The sequence below is a fragment of the Arenimonas sp. MALMAid1274 genome, from assembly GCF_049195245.1.
Taxonomy (GTDB): domain Bacteria; phylum Pseudomonadota; class Gammaproteobacteria; order Xanthomonadales; family Xanthomonadaceae; genus Arenimonas.
In genome coordinates this window covers 314,995-334,257 of the sequence record NZ_JBMIRR010000025.1, presented here as the reverse complement: position 1 = coordinate 334,257, position 19,263 = coordinate 314,995, and the positions used below count along the sequence as shown (strand labels likewise).

18 protein-coding genes and 1 pseudogene are annotated in these 19,263 nt (G+C 69.1%); 6 read left to right on the top strand and 13 right to left on the bottom strand.

The features are described from left to right. Both ACOQFR_RS06380 and ACOQFR_RS06375 read right to left on the bottom strand, forming a co-directional pair. A pseudogene (locus ACOQFR_RS06380) lies at positions 1-463 on the bottom strand (hypothetical protein); the annotation flags it as partial. Beyond that, a complete protein-coding gene (locus tag ACOQFR_RS06375) occupies positions 460-2,079 on the bottom strand; it encodes a 4Fe-4S dicluster domain-containing protein (RefSeq protein WP_421379784.1) in 1,620 nt (539 codons plus the stop codon). The pseudogene ACOQFR_RS06380 and the gene ACOQFR_RS06375, both read right to left, overlap by 4 nt. Before the next feature lie 101 nt (positions 2,080-2,180). Between ACOQFR_RS06375 and ACOQFR_RS06370 the strand changes: the two genes are divergently transcribed. Both ACOQFR_RS06370 and ACOQFR_RS06365 read left to right on the top strand, forming a co-directional pair. Then, complete coding sequence (locus ACOQFR_RS06370; RefSeq protein ID WP_421379782.1) at positions 2,181-3,527, top strand: amidase; 1,347 nt, start codon at positions 2,181-2,183, stop codon at positions 3,525-3,527. Between the two features lie 72 nt (positions 3,528-3,599). Next, positions 3,600-4,193 (top strand): alpha-ketoglutarate-dependent dioxygenase AlkB family protein, encoded by a 594-nt coding sequence (locus tag ACOQFR_RS06365; RefSeq protein WP_421379800.1) that lies wholly within the window; start codon positions 3,600-3,602, stop codon positions 4,191-4,193. 82 nt (positions 4,194-4,275) lie between these two features. Here the strand turns inward: ACOQFR_RS06365 and ACOQFR_RS06360 are convergent, their stop codons facing one another. From ACOQFR_RS06360 to ACOQFR_RS06340, 5 genes are read right to left on the bottom strand one after another with little or no spacing between them, the layout of a single operon-like run. Further along, positions 4,276-4,887: an ABC-type transport auxiliary lipoprotein family protein gene (locus tag ACOQFR_RS06360; RefSeq protein ID WP_421379779.1), complete on the bottom strand. Its 612-nt coding sequence runs from the start codon at positions 4,885-4,887 to the stop codon at positions 4,276-4,278. Next, positions 4,884-5,807, bottom strand: coding sequence for an MlaD family protein (locus ACOQFR_RS06355; protein ID WP_421379777.1), 924 nt, complete (start codon positions 5,805-5,807; stop codon positions 4,884-4,886). The genes ACOQFR_RS06360 and ACOQFR_RS06355 overlap by 4 nt, the downstream gene beginning before the upstream one ends. 2 nt (positions 5,808-5,809) lie before the next feature. Next, positions 5,810-6,619 (bottom strand): ABC transporter ATP-binding protein, encoded by an 810-nt coding sequence (locus ACOQFR_RS06350; protein WP_421379775.1) that lies wholly within the window; start codon positions 6,617-6,619, stop codon positions 5,810-5,812. Next, a complete protein-coding gene (locus tag ACOQFR_RS06345) occupies positions 6,616-7,725 on the bottom strand; it encodes an MlaE family lipid ABC transporter permease subunit (RefSeq protein ID WP_421379773.1) in 1,110 nt (369 codons plus the stop codon). The genes ACOQFR_RS06350 and ACOQFR_RS06345 overlap by 4 nt, the downstream gene beginning before the upstream one ends. Before the next feature lie 15 nt (positions 7,726-7,740). Beyond that, positions 7,741-8,625, bottom strand: coding sequence for a DMT family transporter (locus ACOQFR_RS06340; RefSeq protein ID WP_421379771.1), 885 nt, complete (start codon positions 8,623-8,625; stop codon positions 7,741-7,743). Between the two features lie 94 nt (positions 8,626-8,719). Here ACOQFR_RS06340 and ACOQFR_RS06335 point away from each other — a divergent pair, with 94 nt between their 5' ends. After that, positions 8,720-9,979, top strand: coding sequence for a threonine/serine ThrE exporter family protein (locus tag ACOQFR_RS06335; protein WP_421379769.1), 1,260 nt, complete (start codon positions 8,720-8,722; stop codon positions 9,977-9,979). A 276-nt stretch (positions 9,980-10,255) separates the two neighbouring features. Here the strand turns inward: ACOQFR_RS06335 and ACOQFR_RS06330 are convergent, their stop codons facing one another. The 4 genes from ACOQFR_RS06330 to ACOQFR_RS06315 all read right to left on the bottom strand — a co-directional run bounded on the left by ACOQFR_RS06330 (position 10,256) and on the right by ACOQFR_RS06315 (position 13,237). Beyond that, positions 10,256-10,492, bottom strand: a complete 237-nt coding sequence (locus ACOQFR_RS06330; protein ID WP_421379766.1) for a hypothetical protein — start codon at positions 10,490-10,492, stop codon at positions 10,256-10,258. Between the two features lie 17 nt (positions 10,493-10,509). Beyond that, positions 10,510-10,893 (bottom strand): H-NS family nucleoid-associated regulatory protein, encoded by a 384-nt coding sequence (locus ACOQFR_RS06325; protein ID WP_421379764.1) that lies wholly within the window; start codon positions 10,891-10,893, stop codon positions 10,510-10,512. A 131-nt stretch (positions 10,894-11,024) separates the two neighbouring features. Next, the gene (locus tag ACOQFR_RS06320; protein ID WP_421379762.1) at positions 11,025-12,725 is read right to left on the bottom strand and encodes a proline--tRNA ligase; all 1,701 of its coding nucleotides are present in this window, start codon (positions 12,723-12,725) and stop codon (positions 11,025-11,027) included. Positions 12,726-12,841: 116 nt separating this feature from the next. Further along, entirely contained in the window at positions 12,842-13,237 is a 396-nt protein-coding gene (locus ACOQFR_RS06315; protein WP_421379759.1) for a DUF4124 domain-containing protein, read from the bottom strand. Between the two features lie 102 nt (positions 13,238-13,339). On the opposite strand from ACOQFR_RS06315, the gene pssA reads away from it, so the two are divergent. Genes pssA through rimI form a run of 3 tightly spaced genes read left to right on the top strand, consistent with a single transcriptional unit; the run spans position 13,340 to position 14,946 of the window. After that, entirely contained in the window at positions 13,340-14,101 is a 762-nt protein-coding gene (gene pssA / locus ACOQFR_RS06310) for a CDP-diacylglycerol--serine O-phosphatidyltransferase (RefSeq protein WP_421379757.1), read from the top strand. Continuing rightward, positions 14,098-14,445 (top strand): hypothetical protein, encoded by a 348-nt coding sequence (locus ACOQFR_RS06305; protein ID WP_421379755.1) that lies wholly within the window; start codon positions 14,098-14,100, stop codon positions 14,443-14,445. The genes pssA and ACOQFR_RS06305 overlap by 4 nt, the downstream gene beginning before the upstream one ends. Before the next feature lie 3 nt (positions 14,446-14,448). After that, positions 14,449-14,946 (top strand): ribosomal protein S18-alanine N-acetyltransferase, encoded by a 498-nt coding sequence (gene rimI / locus ACOQFR_RS06300; RefSeq protein ID WP_421379753.1) that lies wholly within the window; start codon positions 14,449-14,451, stop codon positions 14,944-14,946. A gap of 40 nt (positions 14,947-14,986) precedes the next feature. Here rimI and ACOQFR_RS06295 read toward each other — a convergent pair whose 3' ends face one another. Then, a complete protein-coding gene (locus ACOQFR_RS06295) occupies positions 14,987-17,803 on the bottom strand; it encodes a valine--tRNA ligase (RefSeq protein WP_421379751.1) in 2,817 nt (938 codons plus the stop codon). 116 nt (positions 17,804-17,919) lie between these two features. Beyond that, positions 17,920-19,239 (bottom strand): Xaa-Pro dipeptidase, encoded by a 1,320-nt coding sequence (gene pepQ / locus ACOQFR_RS06290; RefSeq protein ID WP_421379748.1) that lies wholly within the window; start codon positions 19,237-19,239, stop codon positions 17,920-17,922. Positions 19,240-19,263: the final 24 nt, after the last annotated feature.

Here is a 19,263-nt window from a genome sequence, read left to right as displayed (position 1 = left end):
GGCGGGCATGGGCCAGCGCGGCCTCGCGCTCGCTGCGCAGGTAGCGCTGGGCATCGCGCGAACCCGCGCCGACGGTGGGCTTGACCACGAACTCTTCCAGGTCCGGCAGCGACGCGGGATCGTCGCCAGGCGCCAGGTAGTGGCTTTCGATCACCGGCACGCCGCGCGCGGCAAGTTCGCCCAGGTAGCGCTTGTCGGTGTTCCAGCGCACCACGTCCGGGCCGTTCCAAAGTCGCGTCACGCCGGCGGTGCGCTCGCACCAGGCCAGGAACTCCGGCAGGCGATCCACGTAATCCCAGGTCGAACGCAGCAGCACCGCGTCGAACCGGGCCCAGCTGACCGTGATGTCGTCCCAGGCCACCACCGTGGCGTCGATGCCGGCATCGCGGCAGGCGGCCAGCAGCGGATCGAGGTCTTCGTCCAGCGCGTAGGCCGCGATGGCGGTGGCGAGGGCGAGCTTCACAGGTTCTGGTAGTTCGGGCCGGCGCCGCCCTCGGGCGTGACCCAGGTGATGATCTCGTAGGGATCCTTCACGTCGCAGGTCTTGCAGTGCACGCAGTTGGCGGCGTTGATCTGCAGGCGCTTGCCGGTGGGCTGGGCGGCGTCGGCGACGATCTCGTACACGCCGGCCGGGCAGAAGCGCTGGCAGGGATTGCCGTATTCCTCGGCGCACTTGGTGACGCAGATGTTGGTGTCGGCGACCTTGAGGTGCACCGGCTGGTCCTCGTCATGCTCGGTGGCGGCGAAGTACACGCCGGCCAGGCGGTCGCGCGGCGGCAGCGTGCGCTCGACGTAGTCGCGTTTGGGCTTCTCGGCGTCGGAAAGCTTCTGCAGCGACGACCAGTCGGGCTTGCAGCGCCAGGTCCAGGGCGACAGGCCCGCAGTGATCGTTTCCCAGCCCGAGTTGGCCAGGCCGAACCACAGGCCTTTCTTGAAACCGGGCTTGATGTTGCGGACCTTGCGCAGCTCGGCCATCGCCGGCGACGCGCGCAGCTTGGCGTCGAAACCGGCGCTGCTGAGCGCGTCGGACTGCCCGGCCAGGTGCTCGGCCGCCAGCATGCCGCTGCGGATGGCCTGGTGCGTGCCCTTGATCTTGGGCACGTTGAGCAGGCCGGCGGTGTCGCCGATCAGCAGGGCGCCCGGCATCTCCACCTTGGGCAGCGACTGCCAGCCGCCGGTGACGATGGCCCGCGCGCCGGCGCTGAGGATCGTGCCGCCCTCGAGCAGCGGCTTCACCGTCGGATGGTTCTTCCACTGCTGGAAGGCTTCGTAGGGCTGGTAGTTCGGGTCGCGGTAGTCCAGGCCGGAGACGTAGCCCAGCGCGATCTGGTTCTTGTCCAGGTGGTAGAGGAAGCTGCCGCCGTAGGTGTGGCTGTCGGCGGGCCAGCCCAGGGTGTGCACGATCTTGCCGGGCTTCACGCGGCCCTCGGGTACCTGCCAGAGCTCCTTGATGCCGATGGAGTAGTTCTGCGGATCGGATTCGGCGTCGAGGCCGAACTTGCGGATCAGCTGCTTGGTCAGGTGGCCGCGCGCGCCTTCCGCCAGCACGGTCACCCTGGCCTTGATGTCGATGCCCTGGGTGTAGCCGGCCTTGTGGCTGCCGTCCTTGGCCACGCCCATGTCGCCGATGCGCACGCCGGCGACGGCGCCGGTGTCGTCATGCAGCAGTTCGGCCGCGGCGAAGCCCGGGTAGATTTCCACGCCAAGCGCTTCGGCCTGCGGCGCCAGCCACGCGCACATCGCGCCCAGGGACACGATGAAGTTGCCGTGGTTGTCCATCTGCGGCGGCACGATCGGCGACTTCGTGCCGCCGGTCTTGGTCAGGAACCAGAACTCGTCCTCGGTGGCGGGCACGCAGACCGGCGGCGGGTTGTCGCGCCAGCCCGGCAGCAGGGCGTCGAGCGGGCCGGGTTCGATCACCGCACCGGAAAGGATGTGGGCGCCGATGGTCGAGGACTTCTCGATCACGCAGACCGACAGCTCGGGCTTGAGCTGCTTGAGCCGGATGGCGAAGGACAGGCCGGCCGGGCCTGCGCCCACGGCCACCACGTCGTATTCCATGACATCCCGCTCGCTCATCTGGCTGGCTCCATACGCTGATGTCTGGATTGTCGCGGTTTGCCCGGGGCCGGGCAATCAAGGAAACTGCACGAAGCCCCCCGGACCGGACTGCCGTTCGCATGACCTCCAGCCCCGACGCCCTGCGCAAGGCCCCGCTCTATCGCGTGCTGCACGCCCTGGCCAAAGGCGAAACCAGCAGCGAGGCGCTGACCGGCGCCTGCCTGGCGGCGATTGCGCGGGATGGCCATCTCAATGCGTGGAGCTGGGTGGACGCGGCCGGCGCGCTGGCCGCGGCGCGGGCCAGCGACGAGCGGCGTGCCGAGGGCAAGCCGCTGGGGCGCCTGGATGGCGTGCCGATGGCGGTGAACGACAATTTCGACGTGGCGGCCATGCCCACCGGGCTGGGGCTGCCGGGACATCCGGGCCTGGCCGAACAGGACGCGCACGTGGTGCGGCGACTGCGGGGTGCCGGGGCCGTATTCCTGGGCAAGACGGCGATCGACGAGGCGGCCTTCGGCACCGTCGGGCGCAATCCGCACCATGGCGACGTGCGCAATCCGGTGCTGCCTGATCGCGCCGCCGGCGGCGCGTCGGCGGGCGCGGCGTCTGCGGTGGCCGCGGGGCACGCGGTGGCGGCGCTGGGCGCCGACACGCTGGGCGCGGTGCGGATTCCTGCGGCCTTCTGTGGACTGGTGGGCCACAAGCCCACCTTCGGTGAACTGAGCTGCCGTGGCCTGGCCGCGGGGTTGCGCCGGCTCGACTGCCCGGGACTGATCACGCGCACGGTGCAGGACGCGGCGCTGCTGCTGCCGGTGCTGGCGGGTTATGACGCGGGCGATGCGCGCTCGCGCAAGCGGCGCGTGCCGCTGTCGCCGCCGGACTGGGTGCCGGGCGAGCTGCGCGCGGGCGTGGTGGCGGATCTTTCGGTGCTGGGCGTGGATCCGTCGGTGGTGGAAAACTTCAGCGCGGTGATGGCGCGCGTGGCGCCGGTGTTCGGCAGTGCGCTGCCGGTGGCACTGGACGTGGCGCCGCTGGAAGTCGCGGTGACGCGCCGGGCCGCGCTGCTGCTGATGGAGGCCGAGATCCTGGCGGCGCACGAGCCGCGGCTCGACGCGGCGTCGACACGGCTGCGCTGGCTGCTGGACTTCGCGCGGCGCAAGACGGCGGTGGATTTCGCGCGTGCCGACCGTCGCCTGGACGAGCACGTGATCCAGGTGCGGCGCCTGTTCGAACAGTTCGACGTGCTGCTGCTGCCCACCACGGCCTCGCCGCCGCCGGCGTTCGGCGCCGAAGAGCCCGCGAACCTGGCCGACCTGACCGCGCTGGCCTCGCTGGCCGGCTGCCCCGCGCTCAGCCTGCCCCTGCCCGGCGGCCTGGGCCTGCAGCTGGTCGGCGCCCCCGGCAGCGACCTGCGCCTGCTCGAACTGGGCCAGGTCATCGCCTCCGTCGCCGACACCGGCGAATGATTCCCTACCCGGTATGTTTCCTTCCTGCCTGAGACAGGCAGGGAAAACATACCAGGTATGTTTTCTTTGACGATGAGACTTGAGCGGCTGCCGGTCGACGATGCCGAGCTGGCGTATGCGCCGGCCTGGTTGCCGCGCGAGCAGGCGGATGCGCTGCTGGCCGCGTTGACTGCGCAGATTCCCTGGGAAACCCACCGCATCACGCTGTTCGGCCAGCAGCATGACTCGCCGCGGCGCAGCTGCTGGATTGGCGATCCCGGCACCAGCTACGTGTACTCGCGCGTGCGTTTCGAGCCGCGGCCCTGGCCGGACGCCTTGCAGCCGCTTCGTGATCGCATCTCGGAAGCCAGCGGCGAGGCGATGAACAGCGTGCTCGCCAACCTCTACCGTGACGGCCGCGACGCCATGGGCTGGCACAGCGACGACGAACCCGAGCTTGGCCCTCGCCCGGTCATCGCGTCCCTGAGCCTGGGCGGCACGCGGCGCTTCGTCTTCAAGCACCGCGCCGACCCCTCGCGAAAATTCGAGCTGGCCTTGCCGCACGGCAGCCTGCTGGTAATGTCGGGGCCCACGCAGGCGCGATGGCGCCACGCCCTTCCGCGCACCGCCAAGCCGGTGGCGCCGCGCCTGAACCTCACCTTCCGCCGCATCCTCGGCGACCGCTGACCCGTCTCACCGAGAAAGAAAACATACCTGGTATGTTTTCCCCGCCTGTCTCAGGCAGGAAGAAAACATACCTGGTATGGATTCATTGCTTCAGGGTCTGGCCTTCGGTGAGGGTCCAGGCGACGAGGTCGGTGGAGATCTGGGACATGGCCTGGCCGAAGGCGTCGACCATGGATTCGATGTCGGGGGCGGTGCCGGGCACGGCGCGGCGGAAGCGTTTGGAGATCGAACCGTTGCCGCGCACGTTCACCAGCCGGGCCTGCACTTCGATCACCGCTTCCGGACTGCCCGAGGCGTAGTCGGTCTCGAACGCGCGCACCTCGACCACCAGCGCCATGTCGCTGCGGGTGCCGCCGCCGAAACGGGTGACCGTGCCGATCCGGTCGGAATCCTCGAAGCCCTCGACCAGTGCCGTCTGCAGCAGCTCCGGCGCCTTGTCGGCCCACAGCGCGCCCTTGTAGGTCTGGAACTGGTTGGGCGTGGGCCGCACCGCGATGCGCGGCGAATCCAGCAGTTCATTGGCCGCCTGCACGCCGATCGCCAGCTGCCAGTCGGCCTTCGGCCAGGACGGATCCGGTGTCACCGTGGTCGGCGGCGCGAACACCTTCACTTCCACCTTGGGACCGCCGATGGAACCGCACGCCGCCAGCAGCACGGTGGACACGCCCAGCGCGAACAGGAAAGCGCGGCTCATGGTTCGAACTCCTCGGGTTGTTCGCGGCCCAGGATGAAGCCGGCGGGATTGGACTCGACCTTCCCGGCCAGGTCGTCAAGCTCTCGTATCAGCGAACGCAGCTGCCGCATCGTCGGGCCCACCTGGCCCAGGCCGTCCTGCGCGAATTCGGAAATCGCCTGCCGGTTGTCGGTGAGGATGCCGTCGGCACTCTTGCTGGCCGACTCGAGCTGGGCCAGCGTGCGGTCCAGCTTGGCCACCAGCGCCGGCAGTTCCTGCACCAGCCCCTGGTCGAAGTTGTTGACGGTGCGGTCCACGCTGGCCAGGGTCTTGTCCAGCCGCTCGCTGGCCGACCGCGCGTTGCGCAGCAGCGCCGCGATCTCCTCCTTCTCGGCCGCCACCGATCCGGTGATCTGGTCGAGCTGGTCCAGCGTGCGCGTGATGCGCTCGATGTTGCCGTCGCTGATCAGCAGGTTGACCCGGTCCACGATCTCGCTGGCGGTGGCCGCGATGTTCTGCAGTGCCGACGGCTCGCTGGGAATGATGGCCACGCGCTGGTCCTCCTGCGGCTCCAGCGGCGGGCTGCCGGGGCTGCCGCCGGTGAGCTGGATGATGGCCACGCCGGTCAGGCCGGTCATCGTCAGCTTGGCGCGGGTGTCGGTCTTCACCGGCGTGTCGGACGACAGCCGGATGCGGGCGACGACCTTGCGCGGATCGTCCTTCATCAGCGACAGCCGCCGCACCGCGCCGACGCTGATGCCGCTGTAGAGCACCTGGCTGCCGACGCTGAGTCCGGTCACCGCTTCCTGGAAGACGATGTCGTACTCGTCGTAGGACTTCTCGGTGGTGTACTTGGCGGCCCACAGCGCGAACAGCACGGCGAACAGACAGACGCCGAGCGTGAATGCACCGATGAGCACGTGGTTGGCGCGTGTCTCCATGGTCAAGCCTCCTTGGCCTGGGCAGCCTGCGCGGCGCGTCCGCGCGGGCCGTGGAAATATTCCTGCACCCAGGGATGGTCGAAGCGTTCCACTTCGGCCAGCGGGGCGTTCACCAGCACGCGCTTGTCGGCCAGCACGGCCACGCGGTCGCAGATGGTGTACAGGGTATCGAGGTCGTGCGTGATCAGGAACACGGTCAGGCCCAGGGCCCGCTGCAGCGTCTTGATCAGGTTGTCGAAGGCGGCGGCGCCGATGGGGTCCAGGCCTGCGGTGGGTTCGTCCAGGAACAGCAGGGCCGGGTCCAGCGCCAGCGCCCGCGCCAGCGCCGCCCGCTTGCGCATGCCGCCCGAGAGCTGCGAGGGCAGCTTGGCGCCGGCATCTTCGCCCAGGCCCGCCATGCGGATCTTGAGCATGGCCAGGTCGTGGATCATGTCCGCGGGAAGCTCGCCGTAGTGTTCCTTCAGCGGTACCGACACGTTCTCGGCCACGCTTAGCGAGGAGAAGAGCGCGCCGTTCTGGAACAGCACGCCGGTATTGCGCTCGATCACGCCTGCCGCGCGCGCCTTGTCCGACAGCGCGTCCACGCCCAGCACCTCGATGCGCCCGCCCTGCGGCTCGCGCAGGCCCAGGATGGCGCGCATCAGCACCGACTTGCCAGTGCCCGAGCCGCCGACCACGCCGATGATCTCGCCGCGCCGCACTTCAAGGTCCAGGTCCTCGTGCACCACCTGGGTGTCGAAGCTGTTGCGCAGCCCGCTGACCAGGATGGCCGGACCTTCGTCGTCGCTGATGTCGTGCGGCACCGCGCTCACCAGTCCATCTCCAGGAAGAACAGCGCCGCGAAGGCGTCGAACAGGATCACCAGCGAAATCGTCTGCACCACGCTGGAGGTGGTGCGTTCGCCCACCGACTGCGCCGTGCCCTGGGTCTGGAAGCCCTCCAGGCAGCCGATCAGCGCGATGATCATCGCGAACAGCGGCGCCTTCGACAGCCCGACCCAGAAATGGGTGACCGAAATGGTGTCGTGCAGGCGGGTGACGAACATTTCCGGCGTCAGGCCCAGGCTGCCCAGGCTGACCACCATGCCGCCAGTGATGCCCGAGACCATGGCCAGGAAGGTGAGCAGCGGCAGCATCACCAGCAGCGCCACCATGCGCGGGATCACCAGCAGCTCGATCGGGTCCAGGCCCAGGGTGCGGATGGCGTCGATCTCCTCGCCTGACTGCATCGCGCCGATCTGCGCGGTGAAGGCGCTGGCGGTGCGGCCGGCCAGCAGGATGGCGGTGAGGAGCACGCCGAACTCGCGCAGGAAGGCGATGCTGACCAGTTCGACCACGAAGATCTCGGCGCCGAAGTCGCGCAGCACGGTGGCGCCCAGGAAGGCGATCACCGCGCCCACCATGAAGCTCAGCAGCAGCACCAGCGGCACCGCGTCCAGGCCCACCTGCTCCATGTGGTGCACGGTCGGCGTGAGCCGGAAGCGCGCCGGCCGCAGGATCACGCCCAGCGTGGTCTTCAGGGTCAGGCCCAGGAAGGCCACCAGCGCCAGGATCTCGCGCGTGTAGTCCTCCACCGCGTAGCCCATGCGCGCCAGCATCTCGTTGAAGCCGGTGCCCTTGCGGCGCTTGCGTCCCGGGTTCTCGCAGATGGACTGCACGGTGCCGGTGAGCGAGGCGTACTGCGGCTGCACTTCCACCGTGGCCAGGCCCAGCCCGACCTTCACCGCGTAGCGCGAGAGCATCATGGCGCCGGCCGAGTCGAGCCGGCTGATGTCGCGGCCGTCGATGTCCTGGGCCTGGTCCGGCGCGGCCTCGAGCAACTCGAGCAGGCGCGGGGCATGGGCCAGGGTCCAGTCGCCACTGGCCACCAAGATGCCCGGGTGGCTGTCGCTGGGTTCGATGCTGGGCCGCTCGCTCATTCCGCCGCTGTTTCCTCAATGGACCAGCATGAAGGCTACCCCGGACAGGGTGAGCGCCACGCCAGTGATGCCGCGCCGGGTCAACGGCTCCTTCAACCAGAACGCAGCCAGGAGCAGGATGAAGACAGACGCGGTTTCATTGAGGATAGCCGCGACCGAGGCCTGGGTGTACTTGTAGCCCGCCAGCCACAGGATCATGGCCAGGAACTGGCCGACAAACGCCGCCAGGGCCAGCCGGCGCCAGGGCAGGCCGGCGGTGGGCGGGTGCAACAGGGCAATTTGCCTTGTCAGCGCCGCCACCAGCACCATGCCGCCCAGCGCGCCGACCATGCGCAACCCCGTCACCCACAGCAGGGGCTGGGCCTCGAGCACGCGCTTGACCATCACGATGGCCACGGCCATCAGCGCGATGGACAGCAGGGCCAGGCCCAGGCCGCGCAGCACCTGCGGCGGCCGGCCGCCCGGGCTGGCCTTGGGCCAGGCCGCCACGAACACGCCCACGCTGACCAGCACGAAGCCCCACAGCTGCAGCGCCGTCAGCCGCTCGTCCAGGAACAGGTAGCCCAGCACGATCACGAACGGGCTGTAGAAATTGCCCAGCACGCCCATGCGCCCGGCGCCCAGGGCGTTGAGCGCGCGGAAGTACAGCGTGTCGGCGATGCCGATGCCGATCGCGCCGCTGGCCAGCGCCAGGGCGATGTGCGCCGCGGAGAAGCGCGGGATGGCCAGGCCGTGCAGCAGCGGAATGGCCGGCAGCAGCATCAGCAGCACCAGGCCGTTCTTCAGGAAGTTGAGCTGCAGCGGCGGCAGCGTCGCGCCCAGCTGCCGGTACAGGATCACGCCGACGGCCCAGGCCAGGGCGCTGAGCAGGGAAAACAGTTCGCCGAGGCCGAGGCTCACGAGGGGTCCGGGTGCGTGGGAGGGCGGCATGATAGCGGTCCCCCAGGCGCGGTGGCGCTGGACGCCCGGTGGATTCGTGCCAAACTTTCGCGCGATGAACGCCCCCGTCCTCACCAGCCAGGCCACTTACGAGGCCCAGGCCAGCTTCGTGGCCGAGCTGGCCACGCGCCTGCACGCCTACGGCACCTCGGCCCAGCGCCTGGAGGGCGCCGTGGCTGCGGTCGCGCACCGGTTGGGCCTGGCTTGTGAGATCTGGTCCAACCCCACCGGCATCATCCTGAGCTTCGCCGATCCGGTGCGCGGCCAGCACAACGGCATCACGCGCGTGATCCGGCTCGAGCCCGGCGACCAGAACCTGGGTCGCCTGGCCGCCACGGATGCGATCGCCGAGGACGTGCTGGCCGGCAAGCTGGATCTGGTATCGGGGCTGGCCGCGCTCAAGGCGCTGGACCGCGTGCCGGGCCGGCGCGCGCAGGTGCTGACGGCGCTCAGCTTCGGCCTGTCGGCCGCGGCGGTGGCGGGCCTGCTCAGTGCGATCTGGGCCGACGTGCTCACCGCCGGCGGCATCGGCATCGTCATCGGCGTGCTGTACGTGCTGGCGGCCGGCCGGCCGAGGCTGTCGGAGGCGCTGGAGGCGATCGCCGCGCTGATCGCGACGCTGCTGGCGGCGGCGGTGGCCAGCTTCGTCGAGCCGCTGTCGCTCAAGACCGTGATCGTGGCCTCGCTGATCGTGCTGATGCCCGGCCTGATGCTGACCAATGCGGTGAGCGAGCTGTCGAGCCAGCAGCTGGTGTCGGGCACGGCGCGCTTCGCCGGCGCCATGATGATCCTGATGAAGCTCACCTTCGGCACCGTGGCCGGCATGCAGATCGTGCGCCTGGCGGGCTGGTCGCCGCAGGAGGCGGCGGTGGCGCCGCAGTCGTTCTGGATGGTGGCTGGTGCGCTGCTGGTGGCGGCGTATGCGTTCGCGGTGCTGTTCCGCGCCGCCACCCGCGACTACCCGCTGGTGATGGCCTCGGTGCTGCTGGGCTACGGCCTCACGCGGCTGGGCGGCGACGTGCTGGGCCTGGCCACCGACAGCTTCGCGGGTGGCGCCTTCTTCGCGGGCATGGGCGTGGCGGTGGTCAGCAACGCCTACGGCCGCGTGTTCAACCGCCCGGGCGCCCTGATCCGCGTGCCGGGCATCATCCTGCTGGTCCCGGGCAGCGTGGGCTTCCGCAGCCTCAACTTCGTGATGGAGCGCGACGTGATGCTGGGCCTGGATACGGCCTTCGTGCTGCTCTCGGCCTTGATCGCGATTGTCGCCGGGTTGCTGTTTGGAAACCTGCTGATTCCGTCGCGTCGGAATCTTTGAAGGGCTTTTTTTGCCGCGGATTTACGCGGATGGACGCGGATAAAGGCGGATTTTCAGACGCGGACAAGAGCGGATTTTTGGACGCGGATCAACGCGGACGAGCGCGGATAAAGCGGAAGAACCAAATGGATCGGTTCGGGCAGACGCCGATTGCCTGCGTCACTCCACCTCAACTCTTTGCTCCTATCCGCGTTCCTCTGCGTTAATCCGCGTCTAAATATCCGCTCTTATCCGCGTGTATCCGCGCAAATCCGTGGCCAACCCGCCCTTAACGAATCACCCGCGCGACCAGACGATGTCGGTGCCGCCCGTGGTGCCGATGGCCTTGCGGAGCAGGGCGCAGAGGGTGGGTTCGGCGCCGTTGTCCTGCAGCATCTGCACGGTCTGCTCGTCGATGTAGTAGTCGCGGTCGGTCGAGCTTTCTTCCTCGAACGAATCCACCAGCAGCTTGAGGTCGGCTTCGGTGATGGTGCCGATGACGGCGCCGCTGTCTTTCTGGGTGAGGGTGATCATGGGCGGCTCCGGGGGGATTACTTGCGGATGAGGAAATCTTCGAGCTTGCTGCCCTTGGCCAGTTCGGCCGACAGCCACTTGGGCGGCATGCCGCGGCCGGCCCAGGTTTCGGCGCCGTTGGCGGGATTGCGGTACTTGGGTTCGACCTTGCTGCCCTTCTGGGCGGACTTCTTCGCCGGGGCCTTCTTCGCGGCGGCGTCGACGCCGGCCTTTTCGCGCACCATGCGGCCGGTGCCGAAGAGTTCGTCCACGCTGTAGCCCTCGGCCTTGGCCAGGGACACCAGCTTCTTGCGCACGGCCGCGACCGGCTTGCGCTTGGCCAGGGTCTTCTTGCGCTGGTTGGCCTTGGCGATCAGGGCCTGCAGTTCCTTGGCCGAAAGGCCTTCGAGATTGATCGGCATGGCGGCGTCCTCGGATGGGTGGCTTGCGGCAGGCGCCGCATCCGCCGATGGTAGCCGCATCGCGCGGCCCGCACAAAACAAGGCCCGGCGATTGCCGGGCCCCGGGGTGCAGGAAAATTCCGAAACGCGGGTCAGCCGATGCCGAGCCGGGCCATCAGCGCCGCGCGGTCGAGGTTCTCGCTCTCGGCGTCGCGCCGGCCGCGGTACTCGAACTGGCCCGACTCCAGGCCACGGCCCGACACCACCACGCGATGGGGGATGCCGATCAGCTCGATGTCGCCGAACATCACGCCCGGACGTAGGCCGCGGTCGTCGATCACCACGTCCAGGCCGGCCTGCTGCAGCTCGGCGTACAGCGCGTCGGCAGCTGCGACCACGGCCGGGTCGTTCTTGGGGTTGATGATGCACACCGCCACCTGCCAGGGCGCCATCGGCGCGGGCCAGCAGATGCCGTTGGCGTCGTTGTTCTGCTCGATGGCGGCGGCGACGATGCGCGACACGCCGATGCCGTAGCAGCCCATGTGCATGACTTGGGCCTTGCCCTCGTGGTCGAGCACGGTGGCCTTGAGCGCCTCGGCGTATTTCTGGCCGAGCTGGAAAACATGGCCCACCTCGATGCCGCGTGCCAGGCGCAGCGTGCCCTGGCCGTCGGGCGACGCGTCGCCGTCCACCACGTTGCGCAGGTCGGCCACCAGGGCCGGTTCGGGCAGGTCGCGGCCCCAGTTCACGCCCGAAAGATGGAAGCCCTTGCGGTTGGCGCCCACCACGAAGTCGGCCATCGCCGCCACGCTGCGGTCGGCGATCACCGTGATGGCCTTGGCCGGGTTCACCGGGCCGATGAAACCCGGCTCGGTGCCCAGGTGCTCAAGGATCTCGGCCTCGGTGGCCATGCGGTACTCGGCAAGGCCCGGCAGCTTGGCCAGCTTGATCTCGTTGACCATGTGGTCGCCGCGCACCAGCGCCAGCACGAAGCCCTGCTCGCCCACGATCGCCACCGACTTCACGGTGCGGTCCAGGCCGATGCCCATCAGCTTGGCCACTTCCTCGCAGGTGCGCTGCCAGGGCGTCGTCACGTCGGCCATCGCGGCGGCGGCGGCGGGACGCGCGCCGGGTGCGACCGCCTCGGCCATCTCGACGTTGGCCGCGTACTGGCTGCCGTCGGAGAACGCGATCGCGTCCTCGCCCGACTCGGCCAGGACGTGGAACTCGTGCGAGGCGCTGCCGCCGATGGCGCCGGTATCGGCATTCACCGCGCGGAACGTAAGGCCCAGCCGGGTGAAGATGCGCGAGTATGCGTCGTACATCGCCTGGTAGGTCTGCGCCAGGCTGTCCTGGCCCAGGTGGAAGGAGTAGGCGTCCTTCATCAGGAACTCGCGCGCGCGCATGACGCCGAAGCGCGGCCGGATCTCGTCGCGGAACTTGGTCTGGATCTGGTAGAAGTTCACCGGCAGCTGCTTGTAGCTGCGCAGCTCGTTGCGCGCGAAGTCGGTGACCACTTCCTCGTGGGTGGGCCCGTAGCAGAACTCGCCGTCCTTGCGGTCGCGGATCTTGAGCAGCTGGCCGCCGAACTTCTGCCAGCGCCCGGTCTCTTCCCACAGCTCTCGCGGCTGGATCGACGGCATCAGCATCTCGATCGCGCCGGCGCGGTCCATCTCCTCGCGCACCACGCCCTCGACCTTGCGCAGCACGCGCAGGCCCAGCGGGCTCCAGGTGTAGAGGCCGGCGGCCAGCTTGCGGATCATGCCCGTGCGCAGCATCAGCTGGTGGCTGACCACTTCGGCGTCGGCGGGGGTTTCCTTGCTGGTGTTGAGGTGGAACTGGGAAAGACGCATCGAGGGACCGGACCGCAGGGAGGGTCGGCCATTGTAGCGGCGACGCGGCCGCGCCGCCGGGGCGCGGACGGATCACGGCCCAGGCACGCGTGCCCGGGCCGGAGGAGCCCCCGGGATCAGGACTGGGGCGCGTCCGACGGGCAGTAGGCGGTGGCCTGGCGCTGGGCCAGGTCCTTCTCGGTGGCCATCTCTTCGGCGCTCAGGTCCTCGGGCGTGCCGTCGCCGTCCTTGTCGCGGCGCACGGGATTGCCCGAGGCCAGCAGCTTGAGGTTGAGCTGGGCGCGTTCGCAGGCCTGCTCGACGTCTGTCTTGGGCTTGGCCTCCGGGGCGGCGGCGGGCGCGGCCGGGTCGCGGCCGTTGACCTGGCGGGCCTCGGCGTCGCGGGTCTCGATCTGGGTGTAGACCGAGGTGCCGTCGGCGTTCTTGGACTTGTAGACGGTGGTGTCGTCGGCGAGCGCCAGGCCAGGAAGCAGGACGGCGGACAGGGCAAGCAACAGGGTGGCGCGGGACATGGCGGGGGCTCCGGCGTAACGGTCCGCCCGTGATACCACCATGGCCTGCGAGCCGCAAGGCGCGGGCTATGGGGCATTCAGCCGAGCCGCTACACTGGCGCCATGGAACCCAACGACGACACTGGCCCGACCCGCAGCCGCGGCATCTACCTGCTGCCCAACCTGCTGACCACGGGCGGGCTGTTCGCCGGCTTCTACGCCATCCTGGCCGCGGCCAGCGGCAATTACGAGAATGCCTGCATCGCGGTGTTCGTAGCCGGCCTGTTCGACGGCCTCGATGGCCGGGTGGCGCGCATGACCGGCACCACCAGCGAGTTCGGCGTGCAGTACGACTCGCTGGCCGACCTGGTCAGCTTCGGCATGGCCCCGTCGCTGGTGATGTACCACTGGGCCCTGGTCGGCTTCCGGGCCGACGGTCCGGTGCTGGCCAAGGTGGGCTGGGCCGCCGCCTTCCTCTATGCCGCCTGCGCCGCGCTGCGGCTGGCCCGGTTCAACACCCAGGTCGGGTCCACCGACAAGCGCTGGTTCATCGGCCTGGCCAGCCCGGCCGCGGCCGCGCTGGTGGTGTCCTTCGTCTGGGCCATGAACACCCTGGGCTACAGCGGCCAGGGCCTGCGCTGGCTGGCGCTGGCGGTGACCGTGGGCGCCGGCCTGCTGATGGTGAGCCGCATCAAGTACTTCAGCTTCAAGGGTTTTCCGAAGGGCGACCGGGTGCCGTTCTTCGTGCTGCTGCTGATCGTGCTGGTGATCGCGGCGCTGTTCATCGCCCAGGCCAAGGGGCTGTTCGCGATCGCGCTGATCTATGCGTTGTCGGGACCGGTGTACTGGACCTGGACCAAGCTGCGGCGCAAGCCGGCGCCATGAGCTGGAGCCCGCAGCAGCAGGCCATGCTGGGCGCGATGGGCTACACGCTCTACCGGACGGCCGGGCCGGGCGCCGCGTTCGTCGCCGGACCGGCGCCGGAGGCGACCGACGTGGCCGCGGCCGAACACCGTGCCGCCGGAGCCGCCACGTCGGTTGCCGCACCCCGCACCGCCGGGCCCGGGGTTGCCGGCGCGCACGACCGCCTGATGCAGGCCCTGGTGCGCGCCGCCGGTGGCCGCGACCCGGGCCAGCTGCCGCTGCCGCCGCTGGACCAGCTGCGTTCGGACGCAGCCGCCAAGCGCGCGCTGTGGCCGGCGCTGCGGGCGCTGCGCCGCCGGCGCTGAGCCATGAACGCGCGGCCCGCTCCCGGCAGCCAGGTCCGGCCCATGCGCCAGGCCGACATCGATGCCGTGGCCGACATCGAAAACCGGTCCTACGTGTTTCCCTGGACGCCCGGCATCTTCCGTGACTGCCTGCGCGCCGGGCACCAGTGCTGGGTGCTGGAGGCCGACGACAAGCTGCTGGGCTATGGCGTGCTCAGCGCCGCCGCCGGCGAGGCGCACATCCTCAACCTGTGCATCGCCCCCGAGTACCAGGGCCGCGGCCACGGCCGCCGCCTGCTGCGCCGGCTGGTGGACCTGGCGCGCTGGCACCAGGCCCAGCAGGTCTTCCTGGAAGTGCGTCCGTCCAATCCGCGCGCGATCGCGCTTTACCTGGACGAGGGCTTCAACGAGATCGGCAACCGGCCGAATTACTATCCGGCCGAGAAGGGTCGGGAGAATGCCATCGTGATGGCGATGGAGTTGTTGCCGCCGGAAGGCACGGAGTCGGAGAACGGGAACTAGTTCCTATCTTCTGGTTCCTGTTTCCTGCCCCCACACGCCTCTAGCCCAACTTCGCCCGCTGTTCCGCGAGGGCATCGTGCTGCGCGGTCCACTCCACCAGCCGCGCGCGCTCCTGCTCGACCACGGCCGCGGGGGCGTTGCGCACGAAGGTGTCGCTGGACAGCTTGCCCTGGCACTTGGCGATCTCGCCGGCGATGCGCTTGAGCTCCTTGTCCAGGCGCGCGGTTTCGGCGCCCAGGTCGATCAGGCCTTCCAGCGGGATCAGCAGCTTCAGGCTGCCGAGCACGGCCGCGGCCGAGGCCGGCGATTCACCTTCGCTCCAGGCGATCGACTCCAGGCGCGCGAGGAAACGCAGGGCAGCGCCGTGGCGTTCGACCCGGGCGCGATCGTCCACGCTGCCGTCCTGCAGCAGCAGCGGCACGGCCCTGGCCGGCGAGATGCTCATCTGGCTGCGGATCGAGCGCAGCTGGGTGACCGCGGATTTGAGCCATTCGATGTCGGCCGCGGCCGCGGCGTGCCGGAAGGCCTCGTCGGCGACCGGGTAGGGCTGGGTGCTGATGCTGTTGCCGGTGATGCCCAGCGAGGGCGCGACCGACTGCCAGATTTCTTCGGTGACGAAGGGCGTGAGCGGATGCAGCGCACGCAGCACGTTCTCGAGCACGAACAGCAGGGTATGGCGCGTGCTGTCGGCCGCGGCCTTGTCATCGCCCATCAGGGCCGGCTTGGCCAGCTCCAGGAACCAGTCGCAGAAATCGTTCCAGGTGAACTCGTAAAGTTCCTGCGCCACCAGGTCGAAGCGGTAGGCGGCGATGTGCGCCTCCACCTGGGCCAGGGTGTGCTGCAGGCGGTCCAGGATCCAGCGCTCGGCGTCGGTTCGCGGCTGCGGCGCGCCGCTGGCGGTGTAGCCCTCGCAGTTCATCAGCGCGAAGCGCGCGGCGTTCCAAAGCTTGTTGCAGAAATTCTTGTATCCCTCGCAGCGCTGCAGGTCGAACTTGATGTCGCGGCCGTGGGTGGCCAGCGAGGCGAAGGTGAAGCGCAGCGCGTCGGCGCCGAAGGCGGGGATGCCGTCCGGGAATTCCTTGCGCGTGGCCTTCTCGATCCGCGGCGCGTCGGTGGGCTTCATCAGGCCGCTGGTGCGCTTGGCCACCAGCGCGTCGGCGCTGATGCCGTCGATCAGGTCGATCGGGTCAAGCACGTTGCCCTTGGACTTGGACATCTTCTGGCCGTCCTTGTCGCGCACCAGGCCGGTGATGTAGACGTCCTTGAACGGTACTTCGCCCGTGAAGTGGTCGGTCATCATGATCATCCGGGCGACCCAGAAGAAGATGATGTCGAAGCCGGTCACCAGCACCGAGGTCGGCAGGCGTTTGTCGAAACCCAGTTCCGCCATCGCCTCCGGCTGGGGCCAGCCCAGCGTGCTGTGCGACCACAGCGCGGAGGAGAACCAGGTTTCCAGCACGTCGCTGTCCTGGCGCAGCGCCACGTCCGGCCCGAGGCCGTGGCGCGCGCGCACGTCGGCCTCGTCGCGGCCGACCCAGGCCTGGCCGGCCTCGTCGTACCAGGCCGGGATGCGGTGGCCCCACCAGAGCTGGCGGCTGATGCACCAGTCCTGGATGTTGCCCATCCAGTGCCGGTAGGTGTTGATCCAGTTCTCCGGCACGAAGCGCACGCTGCCGTTCTCGACCAGTTCCAGGCCGCGCGCGGCCAGCTGTTCCATGCGCACGAACCACTGGTCGGTGAGGTAGGGCTCGATCACCTGGCCGGTGCGGTCGCCGCGCGGCACCTGCAGCTTGTGCTTTTTCTCCTCGACCAGCAGGCCCAGTGATTCCAGGTCGGCCAGCACCGCCTTGCGCGCGGCGTAGCGGTCCAGGCCGCGGTACTGCTCCGGCGCATTGCCGTTGATGGCGGCATCGGGGGTGAGGATGTTGATCATCGGCAGGGCGTGGCGCTGGCCTACCGCGTAGTCGTTGAAGTCGTGCGCGGGCGTGACCTTCACCACGCCGGTGCCGAAGGCGCGGTCCACGTAGTCGTCGGCGATGATCGGGATCTCGCGGTCCGACAGCGGCAGGCGCACGGTCTTGCCGACCAGGTGCGCGTACCGCGCGTCCTCGGGATGCACCATGGCGGCGGTGTCGCCGAGCATGGTCTCGGGGCGGGTGGTGGCCACGACCAGGTAGTCGCGGGTCTCGCGCAGGGTTTCGTTGCCGTCGGCATCGTGCTCGACGTGTTCATAGCTCGCGCCGCCGGCCAGCGGGTAGCGGATGGACCACAGCTTGCCGTCTTCCTCCTCGCTCACCACCTCCAGGTCGGAGATGGCGGTCTTGAGCACCGGATCCCAGTTCACCAGCCGCTGGCCGCGGTAGATCAGGCCTTCGGCGTGCAGGCGCAGGAAGGTTTCCAGCACGGCCTCGCTCGGGCCCGGGTCCATGGTGAAGGCCTGACGCGACCAGTCGCCCGACGCGCCCATGCGGCGCATCTGCCGGGTGATGGTGTCGCCCGACTCCTGCTTCCACTCCCACACCTTTTCGATGAAGCGCTCGCGGCCGAGGGAGTCGCGGGTCTCGCCTTTGCCTTCCAGCGCCAGGTTGCGCGACACCACCATCTCGGTGGCGATGCCGGCATGGTCGGTGCCGACCTGCCAGAGCGTGTCGAAGCCCTTCATGCGGTGGTAGCGCACCAGCGCGTCCATCAGCGTGTGCTGGAAGGCGTGGCCCATGTGCAGGGTGCCGGTGACGTTGGGCGGCGGCAGCATGATGGTGTAGGCCGGGCCCTGGCCGGAGGGCTTGAAGCAGCCGGTGGCTTCCCAGTGGGCGTACCACTTGGTCTCGAAGGTCTGGGGCTCGAAGCTCTTTTCCATGTCACTCAATGCGTTACGCCCGGCGCAGGGCCGGGCGGTAGGGATGGGGCGGTGCGCAAATCCTAGCAAATCAGGGGCTTGGGCGCGATTGCGGCCAAGCCCCGCGGGCCGTCGCGTCAGACGGCGGCGGCGAAGGCGTCGCGGGTGAGGTTTTCGGGCGCGCCGTCCGTGCAGTGCACTTCGTCCTCGATGCGCACGCCGCCGAAGGGCAGCAGGTGCTCCACCTTCGCCCAGTCCACCGATTTCGCCTGCGGCTTTTCCTTGAGTTTCGAAAGCAGCGTCGGGATGAAGTAGAGGCCCGGCTCGATCGTCACCACCATGCCCGGCGCCAGCGTGCGGGTCATGCGCAGGTACGGGTGGCCTTCCGGCCGCGCGATCAGCCCGCCGTCCTCGTCGCTGAAGCCGGCCACGTCGTGCACCTGCAGCCCGATGGGATGGCCCAGGCCGTGCGGGAAGAAGGTGGAGGTGACGCCGGTGGCCAGCATGTCGCCCGGGTCCATGTCGACGATGCCCAGGGTGCGCAGCACGCCGCCCAGGCGCAGGTGGCATTCCAGGTGCAGGTCGCGGTAGTCGGTGCCGGCGCGGACCTTGCCGCACAGCGCCTGCTGCTCATTGTCCACCGCGTTGAGCAGCGCGCCGAACAGCTCGTCGCCATCGCCCCAAGTGCGGGTGATGTCGGAGGCGTAGCCGTCCACTTCGGCGCCGGCGTCGATCAGCAGCGACCGGTTGCGGGACGGCGCGACGATATCCTTGTACTGGTAGTGCAGCGTCGCTCCGTTCTGGTTCAGCCCGATGATGTTGTTGTAGGGCAGGTCGAGGTCGGTGTGGCCGGTGGCGGCGAGGTAGGCCGCGTGCACCTGGGCCTCCGAAGCGCCGGCCTGGAACGCGGCGCGCGCGGCAAGGTGGCCGGGCACGGCACGGCGCTGCGCCTGGCGCATCACCGCCAGCTCGTACGGCGTCTTGAAGGCGCGGTGGTAGTGCAGGTAGTCCAGCAGCACCTTGGGGTTGTTGGGCTCGAAGCCGGGAAGGGCGGCATCTGACTCGCCCACGATGGCCAGTTTCCCTGACGATGGCAGGTGCGCTGTCGCTTCGGCCGGGTCGCTGATGATGCGGATGTCGAAATGATCCACCCAGGTGCCGGACGGGGCGCTCGGCGGCACGTGCCAGTAGTCGTCCGGCTGGAAATACACCAGGACCGGCTTGCGGCCCGGGGTGTAGCTGATCCAGCTGTGTGGATGGCGCGTGAGGGGCAGCCAGGCCTTGAACTGGGCGTTGGGCTTGAACGGATAGGGACGATCGTCGAGGAATTCGTGCTTTTCGACGCCGGACGTGACCAAAAGGTGATCGAAGCCGCTTTTTTGCAGTGCCAGGTTCGCCCTTTCCTTGATTGTGGACAGGTGCGCGGGATATAGAGAGGTGGCGTCTTCGGGCTTCATAGTCCGTATCTCTTGTACAGGGTT

Coding starts and splice junctions, on each gene's coding strand:
- pepQ (WP_421379748.1), bottom strand. CDS start 19,239: ATGAAGCCCGAAGACGCCACCTCTCTATATCCCGCGCACCTGTCCACA.
- ACOQFR_RS06335 (WP_421379769.1), top strand. CDS start 8,720: ATGAACGCCCCCGTCCTCACCAGCCAGGCCACTTACGAGGCCCAGGCC.
- ACOQFR_RS06355 (WP_421379777.1), bottom strand. CDS start 5,807: ATGGAGACACGCGCCAACCACGTGCTCATCGGTGCATTCACGCTCGGC.
- ACOQFR_RS06370 (WP_421379782.1), top strand. CDS start 2,181: ATGACCTCCAGCCCCGACGCCCTGCGCAAGGCCCCGCTCTATCGCGTG.
- ACOQFR_RS06375 (WP_421379784.1), bottom strand. CDS start 2,079: ATGAGCGAGCGGGATGTCATGGAATACGACGTGGTGGCCGTGGGCGCA.
- ACOQFR_RS06365 (WP_421379800.1), top strand. CDS start 3,600: ATGAGACTTGAGCGGCTGCCGGTCGACGATGCCGAGCTGGCGTATGCG.
- ACOQFR_RS06360 (WP_421379779.1), bottom strand. CDS start 4,887: ATGAGCCGCGCTTTCCTGTTCGCGCTGGGCGTGTCCACCGTGCTGCTG.
- ACOQFR_RS06320 (WP_421379762.1), bottom strand. CDS start 12,725: ATGCGTCTTTCCCAGTTCCACCTCAACACCAGCAAGGAAACCCCCGCC.
- ACOQFR_RS06305 (WP_421379755.1), top strand. CDS start 14,098: ATGAGCTGGAGCCCGCAGCAGCAGGCCATGCTGGGCGCGATGGGCTAC.
- ACOQFR_RS06295 (WP_421379751.1), bottom strand. CDS start 17,803: ATGGAAAAGAGCTTCGAGCCCCAGACCTTCGAGACCAAGTGGTACGCC.
- ACOQFR_RS06330 (WP_421379766.1), bottom strand. CDS start 10,492: ATGATCACCCTCACCCAGAAAGACAGCGGCGCCGTCATCGGCACCATC.
- pssA (WP_421379757.1), top strand. CDS start 13,340: ATGGAACCCAACGACGACACTGGCCCGACCCGCAGCCGCGGCATCTAC.
- rimI (WP_421379753.1), top strand. CDS start 14,449: ATGAACGCGCGGCCCGCTCCCGGCAGCCAGGTCCGGCCCATGCGCCAG.
- ACOQFR_RS06325 (WP_421379764.1), bottom strand. CDS start 10,893: ATGCCGATCAATCTCGAAGGCCTTTCGGCCAAGGAACTGCAGGCCCTG.
- ACOQFR_RS06315 (WP_421379759.1), bottom strand. CDS start 13,237: ATGTCCCGCGCCACCCTGTTGCTTGCCCTGTCCGCCGTCCTGCTTCCT.
- ACOQFR_RS06345 (WP_421379773.1), bottom strand. CDS start 7,725: ATGAGCGAGCGGCCCAGCATCGAACCCAGCGACAGCCACCCGGGCATC.